The organism is Limobrevibacterium gyesilva, assembly GCF_025989185.1.
Taxonomy (GTDB): Bacteria; Pseudomonadota; Alphaproteobacteria; order Acetobacterales; family Acetobacteraceae; genus Limobrevibacterium; species Limobrevibacterium gyesilva.
The window spans coordinates 233,899-258,171 of the sequence record NZ_JAPDNT010000003.1 but is presented as its reverse complement, the minus strand read 5'-3'; the positions used below and the strand labels follow the sequence as shown (position 1 = coordinate 258,171).

Sequence of the window (24,273 nt, the reverse complement as noted above, 5' to 3'; positions counted from 1 at the left end):
CCTACATGAACAGCTGGATATTGCCGAAAGCGCTGTCGCAGTTCACGAGATCCACGCGCTTCAGCTTCATCTTCAGCGTGCCGTCAACCTGCAGCAGGTGATGGCGGCTCCAGCCCGCGAACAGTGTCTGCTCGTCCTGCCGCGTCTCGAGGTAATGGAACGGCGTCCAGGTCAGATAGCGGTTGCCGTCGGGGTCCATCGCATCGACCACCGGCGTCTGCAGCACGTGATGGCAGCGGCTTTTCGGCTTCTGGCTGTAGGTCTTCGCCCCCTTCAGCCGTTCCACGCGAATGCGCAGCAGCAGCTTGTCGTCGTAGAACAGCGAGTTGTGCAGCACCGGGTCGGTCTGGCCGTATTCCAGCGGCATCCAGTAGCGGCCGTCGTCGGTGAACAGATCGAGCCATTCGTCGAAGCGCTGCTCGTCGATCAGCCGGGCCTCGTGGAGGACGAAGCCGATCAGGTCCTGTTCGCTCGGTGCGTTCACGGGGTGGCGCTCATGAAATGCCGCCAGGCGCGGAACTGGTTGCGCATCTGCCACTCCGTCGTGCCGTTTGCCACCGCCGTCGGCTGGTCCAGCTCGGCCGGATCGTAGAGCCGCTGCATGTTCACCCACGGATTGGCGTCGCTGTGCAGGCTGTCCTGCGCGCGCTCGTACATCTCCAGGTCGTCGTGGCCCACCGGCGATGTCGGCGCATTGATCAGGCGGCTGTACATCAGCGTGCGCTCCAGCAGCTTGTCCGGGGCGCCCACCAGGCGGAAGGTCCAGGATTCCACCATGGTCTTGTCCACGGCCACGGGCTTGAAGATGCGCAGCGCCTGGATCGGGCCCTTCATCGTCATGTTCGGGAAATACACGGTGTTGTGGCGGTTCGTGTCCAGGATCGCCTTCGCCCGCGCCGCGCCATAGGCCGCTTCCATCTGCTCGAAATAGCCGGGGATCGCGGAGTAGTCGGAATGGATGGAATGCGACACGCCGGTATGGCCATGCCCGTTCGGCCAGATGCGGATGCCCATGCCCTCGTAGAACTGATAGGGCGAGACGAAAGGCGCATAGATCTCCACCGCCGGATGCTTCGGCGTGCCCTCCGGCTGCTGCTTCCACACCGCCACCGCCGTGCCGGCCGAGCTCTCGTGTGCCACCATCGGGTGGCAGGTGTCGGTCAGGTTCTCGACCAGCATCTTCCAGTTGCAGCGATGGAAGTAGCGCAGCACGCCGCCGGCGACTTCCAGCTCCCCCACGGGCGAGCGGTCGATCATGTTGTCGAGGCTGGACAGGCTTTCGCCGAAATAATCCTCGAACGAGATTCCGGTCTCGGCGAGCCGGGAGAACACGAAGTCGCGATAGACCTGCGTGTTGCGGACCGGCGCCATGCCCTGGGCTGCCGCGCTGTCCTTGAAGTCGGTGTTCTCGTAGCCGTTCGGCAGCGGAATGGCCGCGATGCTCCCGTCGGTACGGAAGCTCCAGGCGTGATAGGGGCAGCGGAAGAACCGCCCGGTATTGCCGCATATCTCGTTGGCGACGCGCGTGCCCTTGTGCGGGCAGCGGTTGTGCAGCACGCGCACGCTGCCGTCGGAATGGCGCACCATCACCACTGGCTTGATGCCGATCGTGGTGGTGAAGAAATCACCGACATTCGGGATCTGGCTGGCATGGCCGACATAGACCCAGGTGTTGGCGAAGACGTGCTCCATCTCCAGCGCGAACACCTCGGGGTCGGTGTAGACGTCGCGATGCACCTCGGTCTCGCGGACCAGGGCGCGCACCGCGTCGAGGTTGCCGTTGTACCCCGGCATGGCCGTCCTCCCTATAATGTCGCGACGGTGGCGAGCGCACCGTCCAGCATCTTGCCGTCCTCGTCGGCCAGGGCCGCGTCGCGCAGGCGGCGGATCCAGTCGGCCGCATCGGCGCGCCCCGCCAGCATCGTGGTGGCGCCCATCACCTTGTCGAACTTGCTGTGCCCGCGGGCGTGCGTGTCGCTGTAGCCCTTCACCAGGCGCCGGCATTTCAGCAGCTCGACGGCCAGCCGGTAGTCCTGCGGGACCTGCGCGGCCACCAGGTCGAGCCAGGCGCGGATATGCGCCTCCTCGCGCTGATGGCGCAGCAGCGACCGACGCCAGCGACGCAGCCCGGCGATGACATAAAGCGGCAGGAAGCCGCTGACATGCGTGGTGCGCACGCGCCGCCCATGCTCAAACAGGCGCCGCAACAGGCCGGTGAGGAACGCCGAGCCCTCCACCGCACGCCCCAGCCGCGCCGGCAAAGTCGCGCAGATTTCCTGCACGCGCGGATGCATGAACTCGGTGGTGTCCACGATCTGGTCGGCACGGGCCACCACCTCGGTGCGCACGCGATCGAAGCGGCTGCCGCGGGTCTTGAGGTCGGCGACACGGATGACGTCGTCATAGGCCATGGCCACGGCGACCTGCTTCGCCGCTTCCACCGTCAGCGTGTGATCGGCGCCAACGTCCAGCGCCGTGAGCGGCGCCAGGCGGTCGAGATATTCATGCGCATAGGCAACGTCCTGGTAGTCCACCAGCCGCCGCAGGCCCACGCGCAGCATGTCGTGCGCGTCCGCGGGGAACTCCGTCTCGATCCGCCGCAGCGCCCGCGCCAGTTCCGCGCGGTCGCGCGGGTTGCCGCCGGTCGCTTGCGCGGGCGCCGGAGCGGGCGGCTCGGCGGGGCGATCCGGCACCTGCACCGCGCCGAAACCGGCGCCGAATGCCTTCAGGCTGGCCTCGACGCCGACGCCGCTGGCCTCGATCGTCGCCTCGAACGCCGCGCGCGCGAAGGGCAGGGCGCCGCTGCCGGCCAGCGCGCCGAACAGCGAAGACGAGATCACGCTGCCGCTCTGCTCGGCGAGACGCTGCATGTCGGCACAGACGAAACGCTGCGACACCGCCTGCGCGGTTTCCAGCACCTGCGTGGGATCGGCGGTGCCGTCGCCCGGCTTGGCCTTCTCCGTCACCGCATAGGAACGGTGCGAGGAGGCGATCAGCGTGGTGCGGTCCGGCGAGACCAGTCCGCGCTGGATGGCGCGCCCGGCCTCCATCAATTCGGCGGCGATCACTACGTCCACGTCGCCGGGCACGGGCATCAGCGACAGCACCGGCGCATGGTTGCGCTGCGGCCGGATCAGCTCGACGTAATAGATCGTGGCCCCGGTGCGCTGCGCCACGCCGGGCACCGAGGTGGACTGCGCCACCCAGCCCTGCGCCTCCGCCATCGCCACGATCCAGTCGGCCAGAACGCCGCCGCCCTGGCCGCCCATCGCCATGATGGCGATGCAGATCGGCCGGTCGTTGGCGAGCGAGACGAGATCCATGTCAGGCCAGCGCCAGCCGGCGGGAGTCGCGCCGGCGCTGCAGGAAGCCGATCACGGCGCCGCGCAGCCGTGCGGCGAAACGGTCCCAGCCCGTGGGATTGTGCACGATGTCCGCACGGTAGAAGGATGGGCACAGCACGGCCGCTTCCGCCACTTCGCCGCAATTGCCGCAGCCCACGCAGGTGTTGTCGATGGCGGCAACCGGGTCCTCCTTCAGCGGATCGTCGGATTGCTTCACCGACAGCGACGGGCAGCCGGACAGGCGGATGCAGGCGTGGTCGCCGGTGCACACATCCTCGTCCACGCCGAAGCGCGGCCGCACCATCCGCGCGCCGCGCTTGACCGCGGCGTTGAACAGCGGCCGCTCGCGCCGCTGCCGATTCAGCATGCACTCGGAAGAGGCGATGATGATCTTCGGCCCCTCGGCGTTCGTGGTCAGCGCTTCTTTCAGCGTGTCGCGCATCTTCGCCACCGAATAGGTGTTGTCGATGCGCCGCACCCAGGTGGCGCCGACGCCGCGCACCGCATCCTCGATCGGGTGCTTGGTGCTGCGCGATGCGTTGTCGGCGCGCGAGGACAGGATGTCCTGTCCGCCGGTGGCGGCCGAGTAGTGGTTGTCCACCACCACCACCACCCCGTCATGCTTGTTGAACACGGCGTTGCCCACGCCGCTCAACAGGCCGTTGTGCCAGAACCCGCCGTCGCCCATCACCGCGATCGGCCGCTTCTCCGCCTTCACCTGGAACGCGGCGGCCGACGACGGGCCGAGCCCGTAGCCCATGGTGGTGGAGCCGAGATTGAACGGCGGGTTGATCGAGAACAGATGGCAACCGATGTCGCAGGCGATGTGGTGCGACCCCAGTTCCTTCTCCACCAGCGACATGGCGGAGAAGATCGGCCGTTCCGGGCATCCTGTGCAGAAACTGGGCGGGCGCGGCGGCACCACGCCGGCCAGCGCCTGCACTTTCGCGTCGGCCAGGACCGGGCGCGGATCGGGCGGCGTGCGGACCTCGGCCAGCAGCGACGGCATCTGCGCGGCGACGAAGGCGCGGATGCCGTCCAGCAGCACCAGCGCGGTGTATTCGCCGGCCATCGGCAGCACGTCCTTGCCGGACAGCACCGTTGATACGCCGGCCTTGCGCAGGATGGCGTGCAGCGCCTGCTCGATGAATTCGGGCTGGCCTTCCTCCACCATCAGCACGGCCTGCTTGCCGCGGCAGAACGCCGCCAGGTCGTCGTCCACCAGCGGATAAGTGACGTTCAGCACATGCAGGGGAATGCGCGTGCTGCCCCACACATCGGCGAGGCCCAGCAGCTGCAGCGCGCGGATCACGCCGTTGTACATGCCGCCCTGCAGGATGATGCCGAGTTCCTCGACATCGCCCGGCATCGTCTCGTTCAGCCCGCGCTCCTTGATGAACTTCACCGCCGCGGGCCAGCGGCGCTTGACCTTGTCCTGCTCGTGCATGAACGACGCGGGCGGCAGCACGATGCGGTTCACGTCGCGCGCCGGGTTCTCCAGCGCCTGCTGCACCGTGAACGGCGGCGGGCGGTTGTCCTTGGCGATAAAGCTGCCATGCACATGGCAGGCGCGGATGCGCATCTCCAGCATCACCGGGGTGTTGCTGACCTCCGAGAGCTGGAACCCGTCTTCCACCGCGCGGACAATGCTCTCCAGGTTGGGGCGGGGGTCCAGCAGCCACATCTGCGACTTCATGGCGAAGGCGTGCGTGCGCTCCTGCATGATCGAGGAGCCTTCGCCGTAATCCTCGCCGATGATGATCAGAGCGCCGCCGGTCACCCCGCCGGAAGCGAGGTTGGACAGCGCGTCGCAGGCGACGTTGGTGCCGGCGGTGGACTTCCACGTCACCGCGCCACGGATCGGGTACATCACCGATGCCGCCAGCGTGGAGGCGGCCGCGGCCTCGCTGGCGCTGGTCTCGAAATGCACGCCGAGCTCGCCCAGGATGCCTTGCGCGTCCGACAGCACGTCCATCAGATGCGAGATCGGCGCGCCCTGGTATCCCGCGACATAGCCGACGCCGGATTGCAGCAGCGCCTTGGTGACGGCCAGGATCCCCTCGCCGCGAAACTCCTCGCCGGCGCCAAGGCGGAGGTCCTGAACCTCACGCGCGAAAGACCGCTCGGCCATGGCAGCAACCTCCTGTGCGGTTCGGCTGGAATATTTGAAGCCTGAAAGGTTTTCGTGTCAACGAACCGCCGCGCCCGCCCGCGCAGTGTCTGCCGAACTGGCGGCCGGTCGCAAGCGGGGCGCATTTTTCCGGTTCCCCGGTCAATTTTTTAACCATAAAGTATCTGCCGAGGATGGACGAAACCGGGGGTGGCTATGGTCGATCTGTCGCGCAGGACATTGCTGCAAACCGCCGCCGTTGGCGCCTTGGCCGGTGCGATGCCGGCGCAGGCGGCGGAAGCCGACGGCGTGACCATCGGCTGGCCCAGCGATGTCACTTCGTGGGACCCCAACCAGCGATTCACCCCGGATGCCCAGGCCATCTTCAAGATGGTGTTCGACCAGCCGCTGGACCAGGACCCGAAGCTGAAGCTGGTCGCGAACCTGGTCAGCAAATGGGAGATGGCCGCCGACGCGCGCAGCCTCAAGCTCGAATTCCGCGACGACGTGCTGTTCCACAACGGCGATCGCATGACCAGCGCCGATTTCCGCTGGACCTTCTTCGAGCGCATCAAGGCCGGGCACAAGGTCGACATCGCGCAATCCTTCCGCAAGGTGACGGATATCGAGACGCCGACGCCCACGACCGCGATCATGCGCTTCGACAGCCCGGCCCCGACCGTGCCGGTGTGGCTCGCCTTTCTCGGCAGCTTCATGGTGCCCAAGGCCTATATGGAGAAGGTCGGCGTCGAGGGCTTCAGCGCCAAACCGGTCGGCACAGGCCCCTACAAGCTGGCCGAATACCAGCTGAACGCGCGCATCGTGCTCGAGCGCAACGACGCCTATTGGGGCCCCAAGCCGAAGCTGCGGCGGGTGACCATCGAGATCATCAAGGACCCTTCGGCGCGCGTCGCCGCGGTGCAGTCCGGCCAGGTGGACATCACCGTCGGCGTGCCGGTGCGCGAGGTGGCGCGGCTGAAGGCCATGCCGAACCTCGCCGCCGAGCTGAACCCGATCACCCGCGTGATCCTGCTGCAGGTGCGCAACGACGAAGGCTTCGCCGACCAGAACATCCGTCTCGCCGCCCACCACGCCATCGACAAGAAGGCGCTGAGCCAGGCCTTCTACGCCGGTGCCGCGGTGCCGCTGTCGGTGCCCGCGACGCCCGGCAGCCCCGGCTATCTCGACGACTACAGCTTCGCCTATGACCCCGAGTTGGCGAAGCAGCTGCTCGCCAAGTCCGGCTTCGGCCCGGACAAGCCGGCGAAGATCCGCATGGCCAGCACCAACGGCCAGTTCCCCAGCGACTACGACATGGCCCGCGCCATCGTGCAGATGTGGAAGAAGGTGGGCATCGAGGCGACGCTGGAAGTGATCGAATACGCCAAGTATTTCGAGCTGAACCGCGGCAACAAGCTGCCCGAGGCCACGCTGTACTCGTTCGACAACGCCACCGGCGATCCGGAGATCTATACCGGCTATCTGCTGAACCCGAAGCTGCCGTTCTCGCCGTGGAAGGACATGGGCCTCGGCCAGAAGGTCATCGACCAGTTCAACGTGGCCGACGAGACCGCGCGCATCGCCGGCTGGCGCGCGCTGAACCGCGAGGCGGCCGAGATGGGCGCCACCCTGCCGCTGCTGCAGAGCGTGCAGACGCTGGTGCGCAAGAAGTCCCTGAACTACACGCCCTATGGCAACGGCTGGCTGCTGGGCCAGACGATGAGCTGGTCCTGACCGCGCGCCCATGATCCTGCTGGCCACACTCGGCCGGCGTCTGCTGGTGGCGGTGCCGATCCTGCTGGTCGTCTCCGTCCTGCTGTTCGTCGCGCTGCGCGTGCTGCCCGTCGATCCCGCGGCGATGTCGATGCCGCCCAACGCGACGCGCGACGAGATCGAGGGCGCGCGCCGGCAGATGGGCCTCGACCGTCCGCTGCCCGAGCAATACGCGATCTGGCTGGGCCACGCCGTGCACGGCGATTTCGGCCGCTCCATCCATCTGCGCCGCGATGTGCTGCCGCTGATCGGCCAGACGCTGCCGGGCACGATCGAGCTTGCCGTCTGCGCCATGGTCGTCGCCTCGGTCCTGGGCCTCGCCGGCGGGTTGCTGCTGTTCAGCCTGCGCGGCCGCGCCGCCGAGGCGGTGGCGGAGACCGGCACCACGCTGCTGATGTCGATCCCCGAGTTCCTGTGGGCGCTGCTGTTCATCTTCGTCTTCGGCGTGCTGCTGCAGGCCATGCCCTTTACCGGGCGGCTGGACCCCGGGCTGGAGCGGCCGGTGGTCACCGGCTTCCTGCTACTCGACGCGCTGCTGGTGGGCCGGGTCGACGTGTTCCGGAGTGCCGCGGTGCATCTGCTGCTGCCGGCGGTGGCGCTGGGCCTGGCCTTCGCGCCACCCATCATGCGCGTGCTGCGGTCCTCGCTGCTGGATGTGTACCATGAGGACTATATCCGTCAGGCCCGGCTGCGCGGCGTGTCGGAAACCCGCATCCTGCTGCGCCACGCCCTGAAGAACGCGATCCTGCCCACGCTGACGCTGATGGGCGTGCAGTTCGGCTTCCTGTTCGGCGGCTCGCTGCTGGTCGAGGTGATCTATTCCTACCCCGGCATGGGCAACCTGATGGTCGATGCCGTGCGCAATGCCGACCTGCCGATCATCCAGCTGGTCGGGCTCACCTATTGCGTCGTGGTGCTGCTGATCAATTCTTTGGTCGACGGCCTGTACCTCGTGCTGAACCCGCGGTTGAGGAAGCGCTGAGCATGCCGCGCTGGTTGCGCTCGGGCCGGGTGATCGTTGGCCTGCTGATCGTGCTCGCGGTGTTGAGTTGCGCGCTGTTCGCGCCGCTGCTGGCCCCGCACGATCCCGACGAGCAGGACCTGCTGGCCACCTTGCTGCCGGCGGCCTGGCAGGCCGGCGGCGATCCCGCCCATCTGCTGGGCACGGACGGGCTGGGGCGCGATGTGCTGTCGCGCCTGATGTTCGGCGCGCGGGTGGCGATGACGGTGGCGCTGGTGGCGTCGTTCGGCGCCATGGCCGTGGGCAGCGTGCTGGCCTATGTCGCCGGCTATCTCGGCGGCTGGGCGGATTGGCTGATCGGCCGCGCCGTCGACGTGTGGATGTCGTTTCCGCCGGTCATCCTGTCGCTGATCCTGATGACCGGGCTGGGCACCGGCGCCAGCAACGTGATCCTCGCCATCGTGCTGGTGGACTGGACGCGGTTCTGCCGCGTGCTGCGCAGCGAGGTGCTGGTGGTGGCGCGGCGCGACTACGTGGCGGCGGCGCGCCTGGTCGGGTTCTCGCACTGGCGGACGGTGACGCGGGAGATCGTGCCCGCGACCATCCCCTTGCTGGTGACGCTGCTGACGCTGGAGATGGGCATCGCCGTGGTGGTGGAGGCGATCCTGTCCTTCGTCGGCCTGGGCGTGAAGTCCAGCCAGATCGCCTGGGGCCAGATGATCGCCGACGGGCGCGAGGCGATCTATCAGGCGCCGTGGAACCTGCTGGCCCCGGTGGCCGCCATCTTCATCACCGTGGCCGGGTTCAACATGCTCGGCGACGGGCTGCGGCGCAGCCTCGATGTGCGCATGGTCGAGGGCCGGGAATGAGCCTGCTGGAAGCGCGCGACCTGTCGGTGTCGGTGTCGCTGGACGGGCAGGCGGTGCCGGTGCTGCGCAGGCTGAACCTGGCGCTGGAACCCGGCAAGGTGCTGGGGCTGGTGGGCGAGTCCGGCGCCGGCAAGTCGATGATCGGCCGCACCGTGGCGCAGCTGCTGCCGCCCGGCTTCTCCGTCACCTCCGGCAGCCTGATGTTCGACGGCCGCGACCTGGTGCGCATGGCGCCGGCGCGCAGGCGGGGGCTGTTGGGCCGCGACATCGCTTTCATTCCGCAGGAGCCGCTGACCGCGCTGAACCCGGTGCTGACCATCGGCGCGCAGATGGACGAGCATTTCGTGCATCTCGGCATGACCGGCCGGCAGGAGCGTCATGCCCGCGCGGTCACGGCCCTGGAAGCGGTGCACCTGCCGGAGGCTGGGGACCTGTTGCGCCGCTATCCGCACCAGTTGTCGGGCGGCATGTGCCAGCGCGTGCTGATCGCCATGGCCTTCGCCAGCCATCCCCGCCTGGTCGTGGCCGACGAGCCCACCACGGCACTGGACGTCACCATCCAGGCCCACATCATGGAACTGATGGCCGAACTGCAGCGTCGCGACGGCACCGCCGTGCTGTTCATCACCCACGACCTGCGCCTGGCCGCCCGGATCTGCGACGACATCTGCGTGCTGTACGCGGGCGCCGTGGTGGAGCAGGGGCCCGCGCGCAAGGTGTTCGGCCTGCCGTCGCATCCCTACACGCGCTGCCTGCAACTGGCCAATCCCAGCATGCGCGGGGCGCGGCGCGCGCTGTACGCGCTGCCGGAGCAGATGCCGGGACTGCGCGCGCTGACCGGGATCGCCGGCTGCCGCTTCGCGCCGCGCTGCCCGGTGGCGGCAGACGAATGCCGCAGCCTCGATCCGCCGCTGGCCGGCGACGGCCACAAGGCCGCGTGCCTGCGCAGCGAGCTGACCGCGAGCATCGATGTCGGCGACGCGCGGCGTCCGCCGGCGCCACACCGCGGCCAGAAGCCGCTGCTGGAAGTCGCCGGCCTGTCCAAGCGCTTCACCTCCGGCAGCCTGTTCCGCCGGTCCGCCACCCTGGCGGTGCGCGACGTGAGCTTCCGCATCGGTGCCGGCGAGTTCGTGGCCGTGGTCGGCGAGAGCGGCAGCGGCAAGAGCACGCTCGGCCGCCTGCTGATGGGGCTGGAGAGTCCGTCCGCCGGACGCATCATGCTGGCCGGCCAGGACGTCACCATCGGAACCGAGGCGGCGCGCCAGCATCGCATCCGCATGGCGCAGATGGTGTTCCAGGACCCGCAATCCGCACTGAACCCGCGCCGCCGCGTGGGCGCCATCGTGACCCAGGCGCTGGAGGCGGGGGGCCAGCGTGTCAGCCGCGATGCGCGCGAGCGGCGGGCGGGCGAATTGCTGGCGGAGATGGGCCTGTCGCCGGAAATGGCCACGCGCACGCCGTCGCAACTCTCCGGCGGCCAGCGCCAGCGCGTGAACATCGCCCGCGCGCTGTGCACCGTGCCGAAGCTGCTGGTGGCCGACGAGATCGTCTCGGGCCTCGACGTGTCCGTGCAGGCGCAGATGCTGACTTTGCTGCAACGCCTGCGGCAGGAGCTGGATTTCGCCATGCTGTTCATCTCGCACGACCTGTCGGTGGTGCGGCATCTGTGCGACCGCGTGCTGGTGATGTATCGCGGCGAGATCGTGGAGCAGGGCGCGACGGAAGCGGTGTTCGCCGCGCCGCAGCACGATTACACGCGGACCTTGCTGGCTGCGGTTCCGGCGGAACTCTGACGGAAGGGGACCCGAGGGCCCCACCTCGCGGCCGCGGGTGCGTTCAGGTCAGCGACCCTTTCCGGTGACCGCTTTGCGCCCATGGCGGTCATTCCCGCTTCCGTCTTCTCGTCTGGGACCGGCCGTTCGCGATTCCGCTGCTCTTATTCGGAAAGCTGTTCGAATCATCCAAGCTTCGGAACGAGCAGTGGCCAAGTAGTTTGAGCCAGGCCCCATATGGCAGTAGCCGAGGTCATTCAGCTCGAGCCGGGCGTAGAGCGGTATTCGACCATCGCAGTACGCTAGACCTGACCTCATCCGGGCGATACGCTGTTGAACAGAGGAATGAGGTGGTGAAAGAGCTATGTTCGGCCCTGACTTAGATAGGTATGAAAGCAAACTTAGAGCACAGCGGAGAAGCCTTAAAATTGGTCTATGGGCCTTTCTTTTCACTGGACGTAAACAGGATGACCGACAATTCTTCGATTTATATGCGGACTATATCGACAGAACCGCTGGGGAGGATTGGCACTGTATCGGATTTGCAAAGTCAATTCCGCCAACAGCGGTCGACGGTCGAGGCTGGCGGGATGATGACAGAAGCCATGCACTATCACAAGAGATACGACAACACATTCGCACCGACCTGATTACTCCGCACGCAACAGCAATAGTATTCTTCAATCCATTCAATATTGTACAAGAAGGTCGCGGAATTTACATACCGCTGGACGGGGCTAGATTATCGAACGAGAACATCATGAGACGAGACCTTGATATCATAACTGAAGCCGTTCGCCGAAGTCGAGGCACCGATATCGATGATGTACGGACGGAATTCGGAATCGACAATAGGCTTTCCTCACTTCAGCGGTCCCTCACCGCGCAGCAGTTTCGAGGTGTCGTAAAAGCCGTTATTGATCGCGCTATCGGCCCTGCTTTGGGCCGGCTTTTTTCCCTCGAAACCTGAGTGTCTGACTGGAAAAGGGTTGAGTGATTTCAGTTGGTTGTGATTCCGTTGGTTTGCGAGACACGACGGAGCCACGGATGCCCTGGACTGAAATCACCCGCCCGCAGTATCGGCGGGACGGTCTGCGCTACGCAAGCGACCTGAAGGACGCGGAATGGGTATTGATCGCGCCCTTCATGCCTGCTGAACACCGTCTTGGCCGGCCGCGTTCGGTTGATCTGCGAAGCGTCGTCAACGCGATGTTCTACATCGCCTCGACCGGCTGCCAATGGCGGCAACTGCCGAAGGAGTTTCCGCCTTATTCGACCGTTCAAGGCTACTTCTATCAGTGGGTGCGCGAGGGGAGGTGGAACGCTATCAATCATGCCCTGGTCATGGCATCGCGCGAGAAGGCCGGGCGCGAGCCGAGCCCGACGGCCGGGATGATCGAAGCCAGTCGGTGAAGACCACGGAGAGCGGCGGCCCTCATGGATACGACGCCGGCAAGAAGGTCAAAGGCCGCAAGCGCCATATCGTCGCCGACACTGCGGGGCTTCTGGTCGGACTGATCATGCATATCGCCAGCATCCAGGATCGTGATGGTGCGGTTGCCGTGTTGGCGTCCATTCGCCGGCTCTATCCCTGGCTGCAACATATCTTCGCTGACGCTGGCTATGCCGGCGACAAGCTGCGCAACGCCCTGGCCGCGCTGGGACGCTGGACGGTGCAGATCATCAAACGCTCCGACACCGCGCAGGGCTTTGAGGTTTTGCCTCGACGCTGGGTCGTGGAGCGAACCTTCGCCTGGCTCGGCAGATGCCGCAGGCTCGCAAAAGACTTCGAGACGACAATCGAAAGCTCAACGGCATGGACGCTCGTCGCCCACGTCCGACGGCTCACGCGCGCACTCGCAAGAGCTTGATACTCAATGCGCCATTCTGGGTCAGACACTGAGCGTCCTCTCTCACGTTTGCCAAGGCGTTCGTAAAAAGGGAAACAATCTTCTTTGGGTCCGTAACCGCAACAGACGATGTCCGGGTTAGCGACTTTTTGGCCATTGTTTTCCAGCTCTGGTCCAGGCTGCGATTACGGCACGGTGGGCCGCAGTCGTGCAAGGCTTATGGCGCGTGCTGATCCAGTTTGCCTTTGGCTATGCCGCGCCGCCTCCTACACCCACATCCACGGCGACATTCACCGCCAGGCGGCAGCATGATAAGAAGGCACTATGTTATTCGAGCAGTCTCATCTCGATTCCATCGCCCGCGCGTTGGCCGATGAAGGTCTAACCGGGAGTGAAATCGGCCATCTCTTGCGTATCTGTAAGATGGGCGACTTCGATCCCGTATCCCCCGGCATGAACATAACGAAGTGGAAGCGACTTCAGATAGCTTTCGTCGGCAAGCAAAACGCGACGCAGGAGCGGAGGGCCATCCTGCAATTCATCCGGGAGGCGATGGCACCGGCCAACCATCTTTCTAACCCCGGCCGTCACGAGGCGATGCGCTACCGGCTGAACCAAGCCCTCCTCCTGGCCGGTCTCCAATGCACGGAAGAGGGCAAGGTGGAGACGGCCGAGGCCGCGACGACCCTGAGCCAGGCCGAGAATCGGGCACGGTCCATGCGGGCCGGCCTGGAGCGCCGGAATGTCCACCCAGAGGTGCTTCGGTTTTGTGCAGCCGAGTGGTTGGTGGACGACTACTTCCATGCCGTCCAGGAAGCAGTGAAGAGCGTGATGGACAGGCTCCGCAAGAGCACGGGCCTCACGACGGACGGAGGGGAGCTTGTGAGCTTCGTCCTGGGAGGCGAGACCCCCATGCTTGCCATCAACCCAAGGCAGACCAAGAGCCAGAGGGATGAGCAAAAGGGATTCGTGAACCTCTTGACTGGCGCGGTAGGGATGTTCCGGAACCCAACTGCTCACGAGGCCCGCATCCATTGGCCCATGAGCCAGCAGGATGCCGAGGACATCATGTCGATGGTGTCGCTATTCCATCGTCGCCTTGATGGCGCGACCATGCCGCCGAGGGTGTGATGAAGCAGCGTCAGCGAAATTATATCACAGAGGCGACACGCCGGACCATCTTCGACTCTCTGCGAGTGGGGAAATGGTTTTGGGCTGGCAGGCTGGACGACGCCGAATTCCTATCTCGCATCTTCGACCTGGCGAGTCTCCCATCCAGCGACTCCCGGCACGCGGATATGAGTGGTGATGTTTGGCGGCACCGGCTCATCAATCCCGAGGATTGGCCAGACGATTGGGTGTTCTCGGACGATCGGCTCGACCTAATGCACGGTCCCGACGAGACGTTTCTCAAGTTCCTCTGTGAGATGGTTCACCCCGTTGTGCGTGACGAGGCGGACGTTGACGACATGGTAGCCAGCTTCAACCGGTATCTCGCATCGGACGGTTATCGTCTGGCCGTGGGGGAAACGATGTCCGGCCGCCGGATATTCATTGCGGAGCTTGCGCTAGCGGGTGCCGATGGCGCGCTTGCAGATGCCCGGCGGATTGCCGACGCGCTCTCTTCCAGCCACGTGGCCGCCCAGATAACCCGGATGCGGGCCAACATTGTGCCGGATGCCTCTTTGGCTATCGGTAGCAGCAAGGAGTTCGTGGAGTCCCTGTGCAAGGGCATCCTCGACGCACGCCGGGTGCCGCGCACCGGCAAGGAGGACTTCCCCGGTCTGGTGTCCCTGACGAGAGAGGCACTGTCTCTCAAGGTAAACCCTAAAAGCGACGCCACCCTGAGGTCCATGTTGGGTGCCCTGGGGACTATCACCAACTCGATCGCGGAGCTTCGGGGCCAGGTCGGAACGGGACATGGCGGTGCGCCCGAGACGTCTGCGCCACCGGCCGGGGTTGCCCGCCTGGCGGTGAATGTCGCCGTGGCACTTGGCGTGTTTCTCTGGGAGACACACGAGGCGTCCGCCGACAATCACGACAGCGCTTAAGCCAAGGCGGCCGCAATATTGGCAACCTGCTTACGTTGCAAATATTAAGAATTGGCCCCGAGGCCTCCGACCCGTTGGATCAGCGGCTTACGCGGTGCAGAAGTCCGGTGCGAATGCCCGATTTGGGCCGGGCTGGGCCTGTCTCAAAAAGCGAACGTCTGTAATTCCGGCTTCGACTCCCGAAAGCTGCTTATCTGCTTTCGGCCAACAACTGCCGCTCGGTCGCTTGGCTTTAATGTTCCGCTAAGGGTCGAAGCGTGATCATCCAACTGGACCGCTGGTATCACACGACTTGATTGCGCAACACGGCCTCGCCGCGCCAGAGCCGGTCGAGGTTATCCATGAGGATGTCGAGCACGTTGTCCTCATACCGCCGCGTCTCACCGGCCGTGTGCGGCGTGATCAGCGCGTTCTCCAGCGCCCAGAGCAGTGAGTCCTGCGGCAGCGGTTCCTCATGCGTGACATCGATCCCGGCGCCGGCGATGCGCCTGTCCGTCAGTGCCCGGATCAGCGCGGCCTCGTCCACGCACCGGCCGCGCGCGACATTCACCAGATACGAGGACGGCTTCATCGCGGCGAGCGCGGCGGTGCCGATCAGCCCCTCGGTCTCAGGCGTCAGCGGGCACGTCAGTGCCACGAAATCGGCCTGCGGCAGCAGGTCATGCAGCTTGCCCAGGCCGTGCACCTCGTCGGCGCCATTGCTGCCGGCAGCGGGATCGCGGCGCAGGCCGATCACGCGCATGTCGAACGCCTTGACAAGCTGCGCCAGACGCCCGCCGATGCGGCCGAGGCCGACGATCAGCAGTGTCTTGCCGCCAAGCTCGTCCTCGCGCCGGCAGAGGTCGCCGATCATGCCGCGCCAGAACCGCTTGGCCTGGTTGTCGCGCGCTTCCGGCAATAGCCGGCTGAGGGCCAGGATCAGCGCCATCGCGTGCTCCGACACCGCGCGCGCGTTCACGCCCGAAGCACTGGCGAGCCGGATGCCGCGGGCGGCCAGCAGATCGCGATCGAACTGGTCGGTGCCGGCGCCGATCGACTGGATGAAGCGCAGCCGCCTTGCGCGCTCCACCAGCTCGTTGCGCCACAGGCCGGACACCACCAGCACGTCGGCGTCGCCGATGCGCGCGTCCAGCTCGTCGCGGGTGCGCAGCTCGAAGCTGTCGATCCCGGCCTGCCGCAGCGCGAAACGGTCCTGCATCCGATAGGCGACATGGGCGAAGCAGATGTTCAGACGATCCTTGGACGGAAACATGATTTCTCCTGCCGTTACTGCACCCGCAATCCCGCGTCCCGCAGCAGCGGCAGCACGGATTCGATGAAGTATGGCAGCTCGTCCTTGAAATTCACAAAACTGACGGTCGTGCCGGCGAACCCGGCCGCGGCCATGCGCACCATCTCCTCGGCGATGTGGCGCGGCGTGCCGACCAGCGGATAGGTGCCGGCGCCACCGGCGAAGCGCTTGCGATGCAGGCGGTACGCCTCGGCATCGTGCGAGCCGGAGAATTTCTCCTTGGCGCCCATGTAGTGGTCGACGCTCGCGCCGTCCTGCATGGTCACGGCGTAATGTTCGTAATAATCCTCGGCCTCGGCCTGGGTTGGGCGGCAGACCACATGGGTGGTGGTGTAGACGCCGACCTCGCGGCCTTCCTTCGCCACCCGCGCGGCGATGTCGTCGATCTGGGCGCGGCCCTTGTCGATGTCGGTGAAGGTGGTGAACAGGAAGTCGGCGGCCTTCGCCGCGAAATCCCGGCCGGGGGGCGAGAACGCGGCATTCAGCGTCACCGGCCGCGGCCGCTGCACCGGCGCCGGCCGGCCGGAGACGTTCTTCAGCTTGTAGTACTTGCCGTCGAAGTCGAACGGGCCGGTATCGGCCAGGATGCGGCTCATGATCTCGAACCATTCCAGGCCCTGGGCGTAGCGGTCCTCGATCATGGTCAGGCCGAAGGCGTCGAACTCCTCGGGGTTCCAGCCGCAGACGATGTTGAGCCCGGCGCGGCCGTTGGAGGCATGGTCGATCGTGGCCAGCGCCTTGGCGGCATACACCGGATGCACCATGGGCACGTGCACGGTGGAGAACAGGGCGATCCGCTCGGTGACGCCGGCGAGGGCGGCGGCGAAGGTGAGCGTCTCGAAGCTCCACTCGCGTGAATTCATCTCGCCGCCGAACCCCTTCCAGCGGGCGATCGGCAGGAAGAACTCGATGCCGGCACGGTCGGCCATCTGCGCGACCTCGACGATGCCCTGCCATGTCGCCGGCCAGCGCTCCTTCACCCGGGTCAGCGTCAGCCCGCCATCGGCGTTGGCGGAGAACACGCCCAGCTTGAAACGGTTGGGGCCGTGCATGGGGTGCAAAGGCATTGTCGAGCGTCCTTCCCTTATACGGTCATTCCAACATCTGCGGGAAAATACTTCAAGCTTGAAACGTCTGCCCGGCGGCAACGGCGCACATCGCGCTTCCTCTGCGGCCTTCGCGGCTCCTATTCTCGGTCCAACGACAAGACCTGGCGGTGGGGAGAGGGACCATGCAGCAGATCGGGCACTATCTCGGCGGACGCATCGTCGCCGGCAACGGCGCGGCGGGCGACGTGTTCAATCCGGCCACCGGCGAGGTCTCGGGCCGGGTCGCCATGGGCGGCGTGGAGGAGGTGAACGCCGCTGCCGCCGCCGCCACCGCGGCTTGGCCCGCCTGGGCCGCCACGCCGCCGCTGCGGCGCGCGCGCGTGCTGTTCAAGTTCAGGGAGGCGCTGGAGCGCGACACCAGGCGCATCGCCGCCATCATCACGTCCGAGCACGGCAAGATCCTGTCGGACGCCGAGGGCGAGGTTCAGCGCGGCCTCGAGGTCGTGGAATTCGCCTGCGGCATCCCGCATCTGCTGAAGGGCGAGTACACCGAGGCCGTCGCCGGCGGCATCGATGCCTGGTCCATGCGCCAACCCTTGGGTGTGGTCGCCGGCATCACGCCGTTCAACTTCCCCGCCATGGTGCCGCTGTGGATGATCCCGGTGGCGCTCGCCGCCGGCAACTGCTTCGTGCTCAAGCCCTCGGAGAAGGACCCGTCCGCCAGCCTGGTGATGGCCGAGCTGCTGGCCGAGGCCGGGTTGCCGCCCGGGGTGTTCCAGGTGGTGCAGGGCGGGCGCGCGGCGGTGGAAGCGATCCTGGCGCATCCGGACATCCAGGCGATCAGTTTCGTCGGCTCCACCCCGGTCGCCGAGGCCGTCTATCGTGGCGGCACGCACAGCGGCAAGCGGGTGCAGGCGCTGGGCGGGGCCAAGAACCATCTGGTGGTGATGCCCGATGCCGATCTGGACCTGGCCGTCGATGCGCTGATGGGCTCGGCCTATGGCAGCGCCGGCGAGCGCTGCATGGCCGTCTCGGTGGCCGTCGCCGTGGGCGACGTGGGCGACCGGCTGGTCGAGCGCATCGCCCCGCGCGTGCGTGCCCTGAAAGTCGGCCCCGGCATCGACAAGGAAGCCGAGATGGGGCCGCTGGTGACCGCCGAGCACCGCAACAAGGTGATCGGCTATATCGACACCGGGGTGAAGGAAGGCGCCGAACTGGTCGTCGATGGCCGCGGCCTGTCGCTGCAGGGATACGAGAACGGCTTCTTCCTCGGCGGCAGCCTGTTCGACCACGTGACGTCGGACATGCGCATCTACCAGGAGGAGATCTTCGGCCCGGTGCTGTCGGTGGTGCGCACCCCGGATCTCGGGCACGCGGTGGACATGATCAACGCGCACCGCTTCGGCAACGGCACCGCGCTGTTCACCAGCGACGGTGGCGCCGCCCGCGGCTTCGCCAGTGCCATCAAGGTCGGCATGGTCGGCATCAACGTGCCCATCCCCGTGCCGGCCGCGTTCCACAGCTTCGGCGGCTGGAAACAGTCCTTGTTCGGCGACCACCACGTCCATGGCGCCGAAGGCGTGCGCTTCTACACCCGCTACAAGGCCATCACGCAACGCTGGCCCGCCAGCATCCGCGCCGGGGCGGAATTCGCCATGCCGCAGATCGGCCGGTGAAGGGGCCGTTGGCCGGCCGGCGTCGCCGCCTCAGCCGTTGCGGAGGCCCGCATCGGCATCCGGCATGACCCGCGGGGCCGCCTCGTCCCATTGGGCGACCACGCGGCTGCCCGGGATGAAGGCTTCGGCCTGCTCGCTTGCCAGGTCGGCCCAGAGGCTGAACTGATCGTCGGTGCCGGGCAGCGTCAGGCGTATGCGGGTCAGCGATCCGAGGAAGGTCCGCTCGCGTACCTCCACTCCCACGGCGCCGGGCGGCAGCTGGCCGTTCATCGGCTGCAGCCGCACGTTCTCCGGACGGATGAACATCTCCACCGCAGCACCATGCACATGCGCCGCGGCGGCGCTGGCCGGCAAAGCGAGGTTGGCGACACGCACGCTGTGTCCCTCGGCGACACCGCGTAGCACCGCGCCGGAGCCGATGAAGCGGGCCACGAACCCGCAGGAGGGCTCGCGGTAGATCGTGGACGGGCTGGCGACCTGCAGCAGCCGGCCTTCGTTCATCACCGCGACCCGGTCGGAGATCGACAGCGCCTCTTCCTGGTCGTGGGTGACCAGGACGGTGGTCACGCCGGTCTCGCGCTGGATGCGGCGGATCTCCTCGCGCAGCTGCACGCGCACCTTGGCGTCCAGGGCCGACAGCGGTTCGTCCAGCAGCAGCACCTGCGGCTGCACCGCCAGCGCCCGGGCCAGCGCCACGCGCTGCTGCTGACCGCCGGAGAGCTGGTGCGGATACTTGTCGGCATGCTCGGACAGGCCGACGAGATCGAGCAGCTGGCCGGCGCGGGCGATCTGCTCGGATTTCGGCCGGCCGGCGACGCGCGGCCCGAAACGCACGTTGTCGAGCGCGGTCATGTTGGGGAACAGGCTGTAGGCCTGGAACACCATGCCCATGCGGCGCGCGCTGGGCGACAGCGCTGTCACGTCTTTGCCGGCGACGAGCACGCGCCCGGATTCCGGCGGGATGAAGCCGGCGATGATGCGCAACAGCGTGGTCTTGCCGCAGCCGCTGGGGCCGAGCAGGCACACCAGCTCACCCTCGCCCATGGTGAGGCTGAGGTCCGCGAGCACCTGGCGCCCGGCGAAGGATTTGGACACCCGGTTCACCTCGACGGTCGCCATCTCAGTGTCCTCCGGGGATCGAGGTCTGGCCGCGGCCGGCGATCAGCACGCCGAGCATCGCGGCCCAGGTGATGAGGAAGCTGACCACAGCAAGGGCCGCCGCCGCCGTCGCTTCGTGCTGGCCCATCTGGTTCATGTAGACCGCGAAGGTGCGGAACAACAGCACATTGGCAAAGGTGAATTCCCCCATCACCACCGCCAGCGTCAGCAGGGTGCTGCCGACCAGCGCGGCGCGCAGGCTGGGCAGGATCACCATGCGGATGATCTGCCCCATGCCCGCGCCAAGCGACTGTCCGGCCTCGGTCAGCGTGGTCAGGTCGATCGCCCGCAGACCCACGTCCAGCGAGCGGTAGGCAAAAGGCAATGCGAGGAAGAAATAGGGGATCACCAGATAGAACGGCGTGCCGATCAGCCATTCCGGTCCGGTGAACAGCGCCGTCAGCCCCGCTACCAGGGCGATCGCCGGCACCACGAAGGGCAGGGTCGCGATGAACTCGAACAGCGGCCGCAGGCCGGGCGCATACAGGTTCATGAAGATCATCGCAGGCACCAGCAGCAGCAGCAGCGCCGCCACCGTGGCCAGAGCGAGCTCCATCGACAGCAGCAGCGCGTCCGGCAGGTCGGCCGAGGCCAACAGCAGCCGATAGGCTTCGAACCCGTAGGTGCTGCCGCCCTCCCAAAGGCTGAACGCCGCGGTCATCGCCAGCGGAACAACGAAGTACACCCCGGCCAGGATCAGGGTGGTCCAGCCGCCAGGCCCCATCCGGTTGGCGCCGGCCCCGCTCATGATCGCGCCGTCCACCGGCTGGCGCGGCGCGTCATCGCGGTGCTGATCGCCAGCACGGTCACCATCACCACGATCATGCCCACCGACAGCGCCGCCCCGATCTGCGGGTCTGCGGCGACATTGCCGGACAGCACGGCGCTGATCTCCGTGGTGACCAGGCCGATATTGCCGGAGGTGAGCGCGTAGGCGGTGGCGTAGGCGGAGAAGGCGTTGCCGAACAGCAGGATCCAGGCGGCGATCAGCGAGGGCGCCAGGACGGGCAGGCCGACATGGCGCCAGTACTGCCCGGGTGTCGCGCCGAGGATCTCCGCCGCCTCCCGCCAGGACGGGCGCAGCGCCGCGATCGCCGGCGTGATGATGATCACCATCAGCGGGATCTGGAAATACGAATAGGTCAGCGTCAGCCCGGTGATCGAGAACAGGCTGAAGCCCATGTCGTAGAGGTCGAGGCCGATCCGCTTGAGCAGCATCGTCAGCAGGCCCAGCGTGCCGAGCGTGGAGATGAATGCGAACGCCAGCGGCACGCCGGCGAAGTTCGCCGCCACCGCCGAGAAGCTGGTGACCAGGGAGCGCAGCCAAGCCGGAGCGCCAGGCTTGAGCACCGCGAACGCGACCAGCCCGCCGGCGACGACGCCGGCGGTGGCCGAGGCGAGCGACAGATACAGCGAATGCTCGAACGCGACCCGGTAGCGGTACTGGCCAAGGGTCTCGATATACGCGAGCGTGAAGCCGTCCTCGCCGGTGACCGCCTGGATCGCCAGCATCGCGGTGGGCGCCACCAGGAAGGTGGCGCACACCGCGAGAAACGCCCCGATGAACAGCCAGGCTACCGGCGCCTTCATGTGCCGGCCGGGCCTGCGCGCAGGGTCAGATTTTCACCACCCGCGGCCAGTTGTCGGTCAATGCCTTCTTGGCCTTGTCCGCCTGGTCCGGGGTGGCGAACTTGATGTTCTTGTACGCCTCGGCCGGGGGCAGCGTCTTCAGCACGGCGTCCGGCACCTTGCCGGCCGCGACCAGGCTGTTGAAGCGGATCGGGTGGGCGAAACCGCCGAGGAACGCCAGCTGGCCCTCATCGGAATACACATACTCCATCCACAGCTTCGCGGTGTTCGGGTGGGGGGCATAGGCGCTGATGGCCATGCAGTAGTAGTTGCCGAAAGGCGGCGCGTCGCGCGGCACCAGCACGTCGATGTCGACCTTGCCCTCGTTGGCCTTCTTGTAGCCGAGGCTGAGGTAATCCCAGTTGAGGGCGATCGGCGTCTGCCCGGCGACGAGGCTTGCCGGGGTGGCGGCGGCCGGGTTCAGGTTGCCGAGCTTGGCCAGTTCGCCGAAGAACTCGATGCCGGGGTTGATGTTGTCGAAGCTGCCGCCATTGGCCAGGGCGGCCGCATACACGGCGCCGATGGCCGCACCCGCGGCGAGCGGGTTGCCGTTCAGGGCAATCATGCCCTTGTATTCCGGCTTCTTCAGGTCCGCCCAGGTCTGCGGCACGTTCTTGACCACGGACTTGTTCACCGCGAACGATGTGACGCCATAGTAGTCGCCGTACCAGAAGCCGTCCTTGTGCTTCACGTCGTCCGGGATCTCGTTCCAGGTCGCGACCTTGTAAGGCGCGTACAGCTTCTCCTTGGTGCCGGAGATGGCGAAGGCCGGACCCACGTCGACCACGTCGGGCGCCCGCTGCTGGTTCTTGAGGCTGCGGATCGCCTGCAGCTCCTCGGCCGAGCTGCCATCGGGGTTGGCGGAGTCGAGCTTCACGCCATACAGCGCCTGGAAGCGGTCCATCGTCACGCCCCAGTTCGCCCAGTCGCGCGGCAGGGCGATGACGTTGATCTGGCCCTCTTTCTTGGCGGCCGCGGCCAGCGCGGCGGGGACGTTGGGGCCGGCGGCGAAGGCCCGGCCGGTTCCGAACAGGCTGGTGCTGGCGACTGCCAGACCCGACTTGAGGATGAAACGGCGATCAAACGTCATGGCTCTTGCTCTCACTTCATATTGCGAGGAAGCCGGCTGTAACGCCGATACACGGCAGTATCATAATGACATATCCATGAAGGCTCTGACGACATTTCTTCGCCGTGCCGGGGGGCGGACGGGACGGGCCGGGTCCGCAGACGGCGGAGAGGGGTGGCCGGCAGGGCAGGCGCCACCCGCCCGGTAGCGCGCGTCAGCGGTTGAGGTGGCGCGTGACGAAGGCGCGGCAGCGGTCGGTCCGGGGGTTGATGAAGACCTGGGCGGGCGGGCCTTCTTCTTCGATGCGGCCGGCATGCAGGAAGATCGTGCGGGTGGAGACGTCGGCGGCGAAGGCCATTTCATGGGTCACGATCAGCATGGTGCGCCCTTCCTCGGCCAGGCCGCGGATCACGCGCAGCACTTCGCCGACCAGCTCGGGGTCGAGTGCCGATGTCGGCTCGTCGAACAGCAGCGCGCGGGGGCGCATGGCCAGCGCGCGGGCGATGGCGGCGCGTTGCTGCTGTCCGCCGGAGAGGTGGGCGGGGTAGGCGTCGCGCTTCTCGGCCATGCCGACCTTTTCCAGGATCGCCTCGGCCTCGGCGATACACTCGCCGCGCGGGCGTTTCTGCACGTGAACCGGCGCTTCGATGACGTTCTGCAGCACCGTCATGTGCGCCCACAGGTTGAAGCTCTGGAACACGAAGCCCAGGGAGCTGCGGATGCGGTTGACCTGGTGGATGTCCGCCGGCTCCGGGTGGCCGCGGCGCGAGCGCATGCGGATGGTCTCGCCGCCGATGGCGACCTCGCCGGCGTCCGGCACTTCCAGCATCGGGATGCAGCGCAGCAGCGTACTCTTGCCGGAGCCGCTGGCGCCGATGATCGAGATCACCTCGCCTTCGCGGGCGTCGACGGAGACGCCTTTCAGGACCTCGTTCTGGCCGAAGCTCTTGCGCAGGTCGCGGACGGTGATGGCAGAGGTCATGATGTGGCCGGTCGCAGATGCGGGTTCAGCCAGGCTTCCGCCTGGGCGATCGCGCGGGTCAGCAGGAAGTTGATCACGAGGTAGATGCTTCCGGCGCACAGGAAGACCTCGAGCGCGCGGTAGGTCTCGGAGATGATGGCGTAGGAGATGCCGCTGACTTCCATCAGTGTCACGATGCTGGCCAGCGAGGTGGATTTCACCATGATCACCAGCTCATTGCCGTAGGCCGGCAGCGCCTGGCGGATCGCCAGCGGCAGGATGATCCGGCGGTACAGCAGGAAGCCCGACATGCCGGACACCCGGGCGGCCTCGGCCGCGCCCTGGGGCACGGCGAGCAGGCCGCCGCGGATGATCTCGGCGCCATAGGCCGCGGTGTTCAGCGACAGCGCCAGGATGGCGCACCAATAAGGCTGGCGCAGGAACGGCCATAGGAAGCTGTTGCGGACCTCCGCGAACTGGCCGATGCCGTAATAGATGAGGAAGATCTGCAGCAGCAGCGGCGTGCCGCGCAGCACGAACACATAGGCGCGCACGAGCCATTCGCACGGCAGGAAGGAGGCGCGCAGCACCGCCAGCAGGACCGCGAGCGCGGCGCCGATGGCCACCGACACGAACGTGAGCTCCAGGGTCAGCGGCACGCCGGCCAGCAGCTTCTGCATCGTGTCGATGAGGAAGGCGAAATCCATGCG

General features: G+C 66.7%; 21 protein-coding genes. 9 read left to right on the top strand and 12 right to left on the bottom strand.

Annotation, left to right across the window (positions count from 1 at the left end; genetic code table 11):
• Position 1: 1 nt before the first annotated feature.
• Genes OL599_RS07195 through OL599_RS07180 form a run of 4 tightly spaced genes read right to left on the bottom strand, consistent with a single transcriptional unit; the run spans position 2 to position 5,475 of the window.
• Positions 2-484 carry an aromatic-ring-hydroxylating dioxygenase subunit beta gene (locus tag OL599_RS07195; RefSeq protein ID WP_264712991.1) on the bottom strand — a complete coding sequence of 161 codons (483 nt, stop codon included), beginning with the start codon at positions 482-484 and terminating at the stop codon, positions 2-4.
• Complete coding sequence (locus OL599_RS07190; protein ID WP_264712990.1) at positions 481-1,794, bottom strand: aromatic ring-hydroxylating dioxygenase subunit alpha; 1,314 nt, start codon at positions 1,792-1,794, stop codon at positions 481-483. Before OL599_RS07190 ends, OL599_RS07195 begins: the two co-directional genes overlap by 4 nt.
• 11 nt (positions 1,795-1,805) lie before the next feature.
• Positions 1,806-3,323 (bottom strand): indolepyruvate oxidoreductase subunit beta family protein, encoded by a 1,518-nt coding sequence (locus OL599_RS07185; protein ID WP_264712989.1) that lies wholly within the window; start codon positions 3,321-3,323, stop codon positions 1,806-1,808.
• 1 nt (position 3,324) lies between these two features.
• Complete coding sequence (locus OL599_RS07180; RefSeq protein WP_264712987.1) at positions 3,325-5,475, bottom strand: indolepyruvate ferredoxin oxidoreductase subunit alpha; 2,151 nt, start codon at positions 5,473-5,475, stop codon at positions 3,325-3,327.
• 195 nt (positions 5,476-5,670) lie between these two features.
• Between OL599_RS07180 and OL599_RS07175 the strand changes: the two genes are divergently transcribed.
• From OL599_RS07175 to OL599_RS07140, 8 genes are all read left to right on the top strand, one after another.
• The gene (locus tag OL599_RS07175) at positions 5,671-7,188 is read left to right on the top strand and encodes an ABC transporter substrate-binding protein (protein WP_264712986.1); all 1,518 of its coding nucleotides are present in this window, start codon (positions 5,671-5,673) and stop codon (positions 7,186-7,188) included.
• A 10-nt stretch (positions 7,189-7,198) separates the two neighbouring features.
• The gene (locus OL599_RS07170; RefSeq protein WP_264712985.1) at positions 7,199-8,209 is read left to right on the top strand and encodes an ABC transporter permease; all 1,011 of its coding nucleotides are present in this window, start codon (positions 7,199-7,201) and stop codon (positions 8,207-8,209) included.
• 2 nt (positions 8,210-8,211) lie between these two features.
• Positions 8,212-9,057, top strand: a complete 846-nt coding sequence (locus OL599_RS07165; RefSeq protein ID WP_264712984.1) for an ABC transporter permease — start codon at positions 8,212-8,214, stop codon at positions 9,055-9,057.
• On the top strand, positions 9,054-10,850 hold the full coding sequence (locus OL599_RS07160) for a dipeptide ABC transporter ATP-binding protein (RefSeq protein WP_264712983.1): 1,797 nt from the start codon (positions 9,054-9,056) through the stop codon (positions 10,848-10,850). Before OL599_RS07165 ends, OL599_RS07160 begins: the two co-directional genes overlap by 4 nt.
• Positions 10,851-11,193: 343 nt before the next feature.
• Complete coding sequence (locus OL599_RS07155; RefSeq protein ID WP_264712982.1) at positions 11,194-11,799, top strand: hypothetical protein; 606 nt, start codon at positions 11,194-11,196, stop codon at positions 11,797-11,799.
• A 77-nt stretch (positions 11,800-11,876) separates the two neighbouring features.
• Positions 11,877-12,700 (top strand): IS5 family transposase gene (locus OL599_RS07150; protein WP_264712981.1). Its coding sequence is split into 2 segments (ribosomal slippage): positions 11,877-12,228 and positions 12,228-12,700, totalling 825 coding nucleotides; the frame shifts between segments, so codons are not numbered across the junction.
• 303 nt (positions 12,701-13,003) lie between these two features.
• A complete protein-coding gene (locus tag OL599_RS07145) occupies positions 13,004-13,810 on the top strand; it encodes a TIGR02391 family protein (protein WP_264712980.1) in 807 nt (268 codons plus the stop codon).
• A complete protein-coding gene (locus tag OL599_RS07140; RefSeq protein WP_264712979.1) occupies positions 13,810-14,730 on the top strand; it encodes an abortive infection family protein in 921 nt (306 codons plus the stop codon). Before OL599_RS07145 ends, OL599_RS07140 begins: the two co-directional genes overlap by 1 nt.
• 283 nt (positions 14,731-15,013) lie before the next feature.
• On the opposite strand, the gene OL599_RS07135 is transcribed toward OL599_RS07140, so the two are convergent.
• Together OL599_RS07135 and OL599_RS07130 are read right to left on the bottom strand one after the other, a co-directional pair.
• The gene (locus OL599_RS07135; RefSeq protein ID WP_264712978.1) at positions 15,014-15,982 is read right to left on the bottom strand and encodes a D-2-hydroxyacid dehydrogenase; all 969 of its coding nucleotides are present in this window, start codon (positions 15,980-15,982) and stop codon (positions 15,014-15,016) included.
• Between the two features lie 14 nt (positions 15,983-15,996).
• On the bottom strand, positions 15,997-17,088 hold the full coding sequence (locus OL599_RS07130) for an LLM class flavin-dependent oxidoreductase (RefSeq protein WP_264712977.1): 1,092 nt from the start codon (positions 17,086-17,088) through the stop codon (positions 15,997-15,999).
• 164 nt (positions 17,089-17,252) lie between these two features.
• Between OL599_RS07130 and OL599_RS07125 the strand changes: the two genes are divergently transcribed.
• Positions 17,253-18,746 carry a CoA-acylating methylmalonate-semialdehyde dehydrogenase gene (locus OL599_RS07125; RefSeq protein ID WP_264712976.1) on the top strand — a complete coding sequence of 498 codons (1,494 nt, stop codon included), beginning with the start codon at positions 17,253-17,255 and terminating at the stop codon, positions 18,744-18,746.
• A gap of 30 nt (positions 18,747-18,776) precedes the next feature.
• Here the strand turns inward: OL599_RS07125 and OL599_RS07120 are convergent, their stop codons facing one another.
• The 6 genes from OL599_RS07120 to OL599_RS07095 form a co-directional block, all read right to left on the bottom strand.
• Positions 18,777-19,865, bottom strand: a complete 1,089-nt coding sequence (locus tag OL599_RS07120; protein ID WP_264712975.1) for an ABC transporter ATP-binding protein — start codon at positions 19,863-19,865, stop codon at positions 18,777-18,779.
• A gap of 1 nt (position 19,866) precedes the next feature.
• Positions 19,867-20,652 (bottom strand): ABC transporter permease, encoded by a 786-nt coding sequence (locus tag OL599_RS07115; protein ID WP_264712974.1) that lies wholly within the window; start codon positions 20,650-20,652, stop codon positions 19,867-19,869.
• Positions 20,649-21,494 carry an ABC transporter permease gene (locus tag OL599_RS07110; protein ID WP_264712973.1) on the bottom strand — a complete coding sequence of 282 codons (846 nt, stop codon included), beginning with the start codon at positions 21,492-21,494 and terminating at the stop codon, positions 20,649-20,651. The genes OL599_RS07115 and OL599_RS07110 overlap by 4 nt, the downstream gene beginning before the upstream one ends.
• A gap of 25 nt (positions 21,495-21,519) precedes the next feature.
• Positions 21,520-22,623, bottom strand: coding sequence for an ABC transporter substrate-binding protein (locus OL599_RS07105; protein ID WP_264712972.1), 1,104 nt, complete (start codon positions 22,621-22,623; stop codon positions 21,520-21,522).
• Positions 22,624-22,816: 193 nt separating this feature from the next.
• Positions 22,817-23,584, bottom strand: a complete 768-nt coding sequence (locus OL599_RS07100) for an ABC transporter ATP-binding protein (protein ID WP_264712971.1) — start codon at positions 23,582-23,584, stop codon at positions 22,817-22,819.
• Positions 23,581-24,270 carry an ABC transporter permease gene (locus OL599_RS07095; protein ID WP_264712970.1) on the bottom strand — a complete coding sequence of 230 codons (690 nt, stop codon included), beginning with the start codon at positions 24,268-24,270 and terminating at the stop codon, positions 23,581-23,583. Before OL599_RS07095 ends, OL599_RS07100 begins: the two co-directional genes overlap by 4 nt.
• Positions 24,271-24,273: the final 3 nt, after the last annotated feature.

Excerpts from the sequence above, each read along its gene's own strand:
- OL599_RS07190 (WP_264712990.1), bottom strand. The coding sequence starts at position 1,794 with ATGCCGGGGTACAACGGCAACCTCGACGCGGTGCGCGCCCTGGTCCGC.
- OL599_RS07185 (WP_264712989.1), bottom strand. The coding sequence starts at position 3,323 with ATGGATCTCGTCTCGCTCGCCAACGACCGGCCGATCTGCATCGCCATC.
- OL599_RS07180 (WP_264712987.1), bottom strand. The coding sequence starts at position 5,475 with ATGGCCGAGCGGTCTTTCGCGCGTGAGGTTCAGGACCTCCGCCTTGGC.
- OL599_RS07175 (WP_264712986.1), top strand. The coding sequence starts at position 5,671 with ATGGTCGATCTGTCGCGCAGGACATTGCTGCAAACCGCCGCCGTTGGC.
- OL599_RS07170 (WP_264712985.1), top strand. The coding sequence starts at position 7,199 with ATGATCCTGCTGGCCACACTCGGCCGGCGTCTGCTGGTGGCGGTGCCG.
- OL599_RS07165 (WP_264712984.1), top strand. The coding sequence starts at position 8,212 with ATGCCGCGCTGGTTGCGCTCGGGCCGGGTGATCGTTGGCCTGCTGATC.
- OL599_RS07160 (WP_264712983.1), top strand. The coding sequence starts at position 9,054 with ATGAGCCTGCTGGAAGCGCGCGACCTGTCGGTGTCGGTGTCGCTGGAC.
- OL599_RS07155 (WP_264712982.1), top strand. The coding sequence starts at position 11,194 with ATGTTCGGCCCTGACTTAGATAGGTATGAAAGCAAACTTAGAGCACAG.
- OL599_RS07145 (WP_264712980.1), top strand. The coding sequence starts at position 13,004 with ATGTTATTCGAGCAGTCTCATCTCGATTCCATCGCCCGCGCGTTGGCC.
- OL599_RS07140 (WP_264712979.1), top strand. The coding sequence starts at position 13,810 with ATGAAGCAGCGTCAGCGAAATTATATCACAGAGGCGACACGCCGGACC.
- OL599_RS07135 (WP_264712978.1), bottom strand. The coding sequence starts at position 15,982 with ATGTTTCCGTCCAAGGATCGTCTGAACATCTGCTTCGCCCATGTCGCC.
- OL599_RS07130 (WP_264712977.1), bottom strand. The coding sequence starts at position 17,088 with ATGCCTTTGCACCCCATGCACGGCCCCAACCGTTTCAAGCTGGGCGTG.
- OL599_RS07125 (WP_264712976.1), top strand. The coding sequence starts at position 17,253 with ATGCAGCAGATCGGGCACTATCTCGGCGGACGCATCGTCGCCGGCAAC.
- OL599_RS07120 (WP_264712975.1), bottom strand. The coding sequence starts at position 19,865 with ATGGCGACCGTCGAGGTGAACCGGGTGTCCAAATCCTTCGCCGGGCGC.
- OL599_RS07115 (WP_264712974.1), bottom strand. The coding sequence starts at position 20,652 with ATGAGCGGGGCCGGCGCCAACCGGATGGGGCCTGGCGGCTGGACCACC.
- OL599_RS07110 (WP_264712973.1), bottom strand. The coding sequence starts at position 21,494 with ATGAAGGCGCCGGTAGCCTGGCTGTTCATCGGGGCGTTTCTCGCGGTG.
- OL599_RS07105 (WP_264712972.1), bottom strand. The coding sequence starts at position 22,623 with ATGACGTTTGATCGCCGTTTCATCCTCAAGTCGGGTCTGGCAGTCGCC.
- OL599_RS07100 (WP_264712971.1), bottom strand. The coding sequence starts at position 23,584 with ATGACCTCTGCCATCACCGTCCGCGACCTGCGCAAGAGCTTCGGCCAG.
- OL599_RS07095 (WP_264712970.1), bottom strand. The coding sequence starts at position 24,270 with ATGGATTTCGCCTTCCTCATCGACACGATGCAGAAGCTGCTGGCCGGC.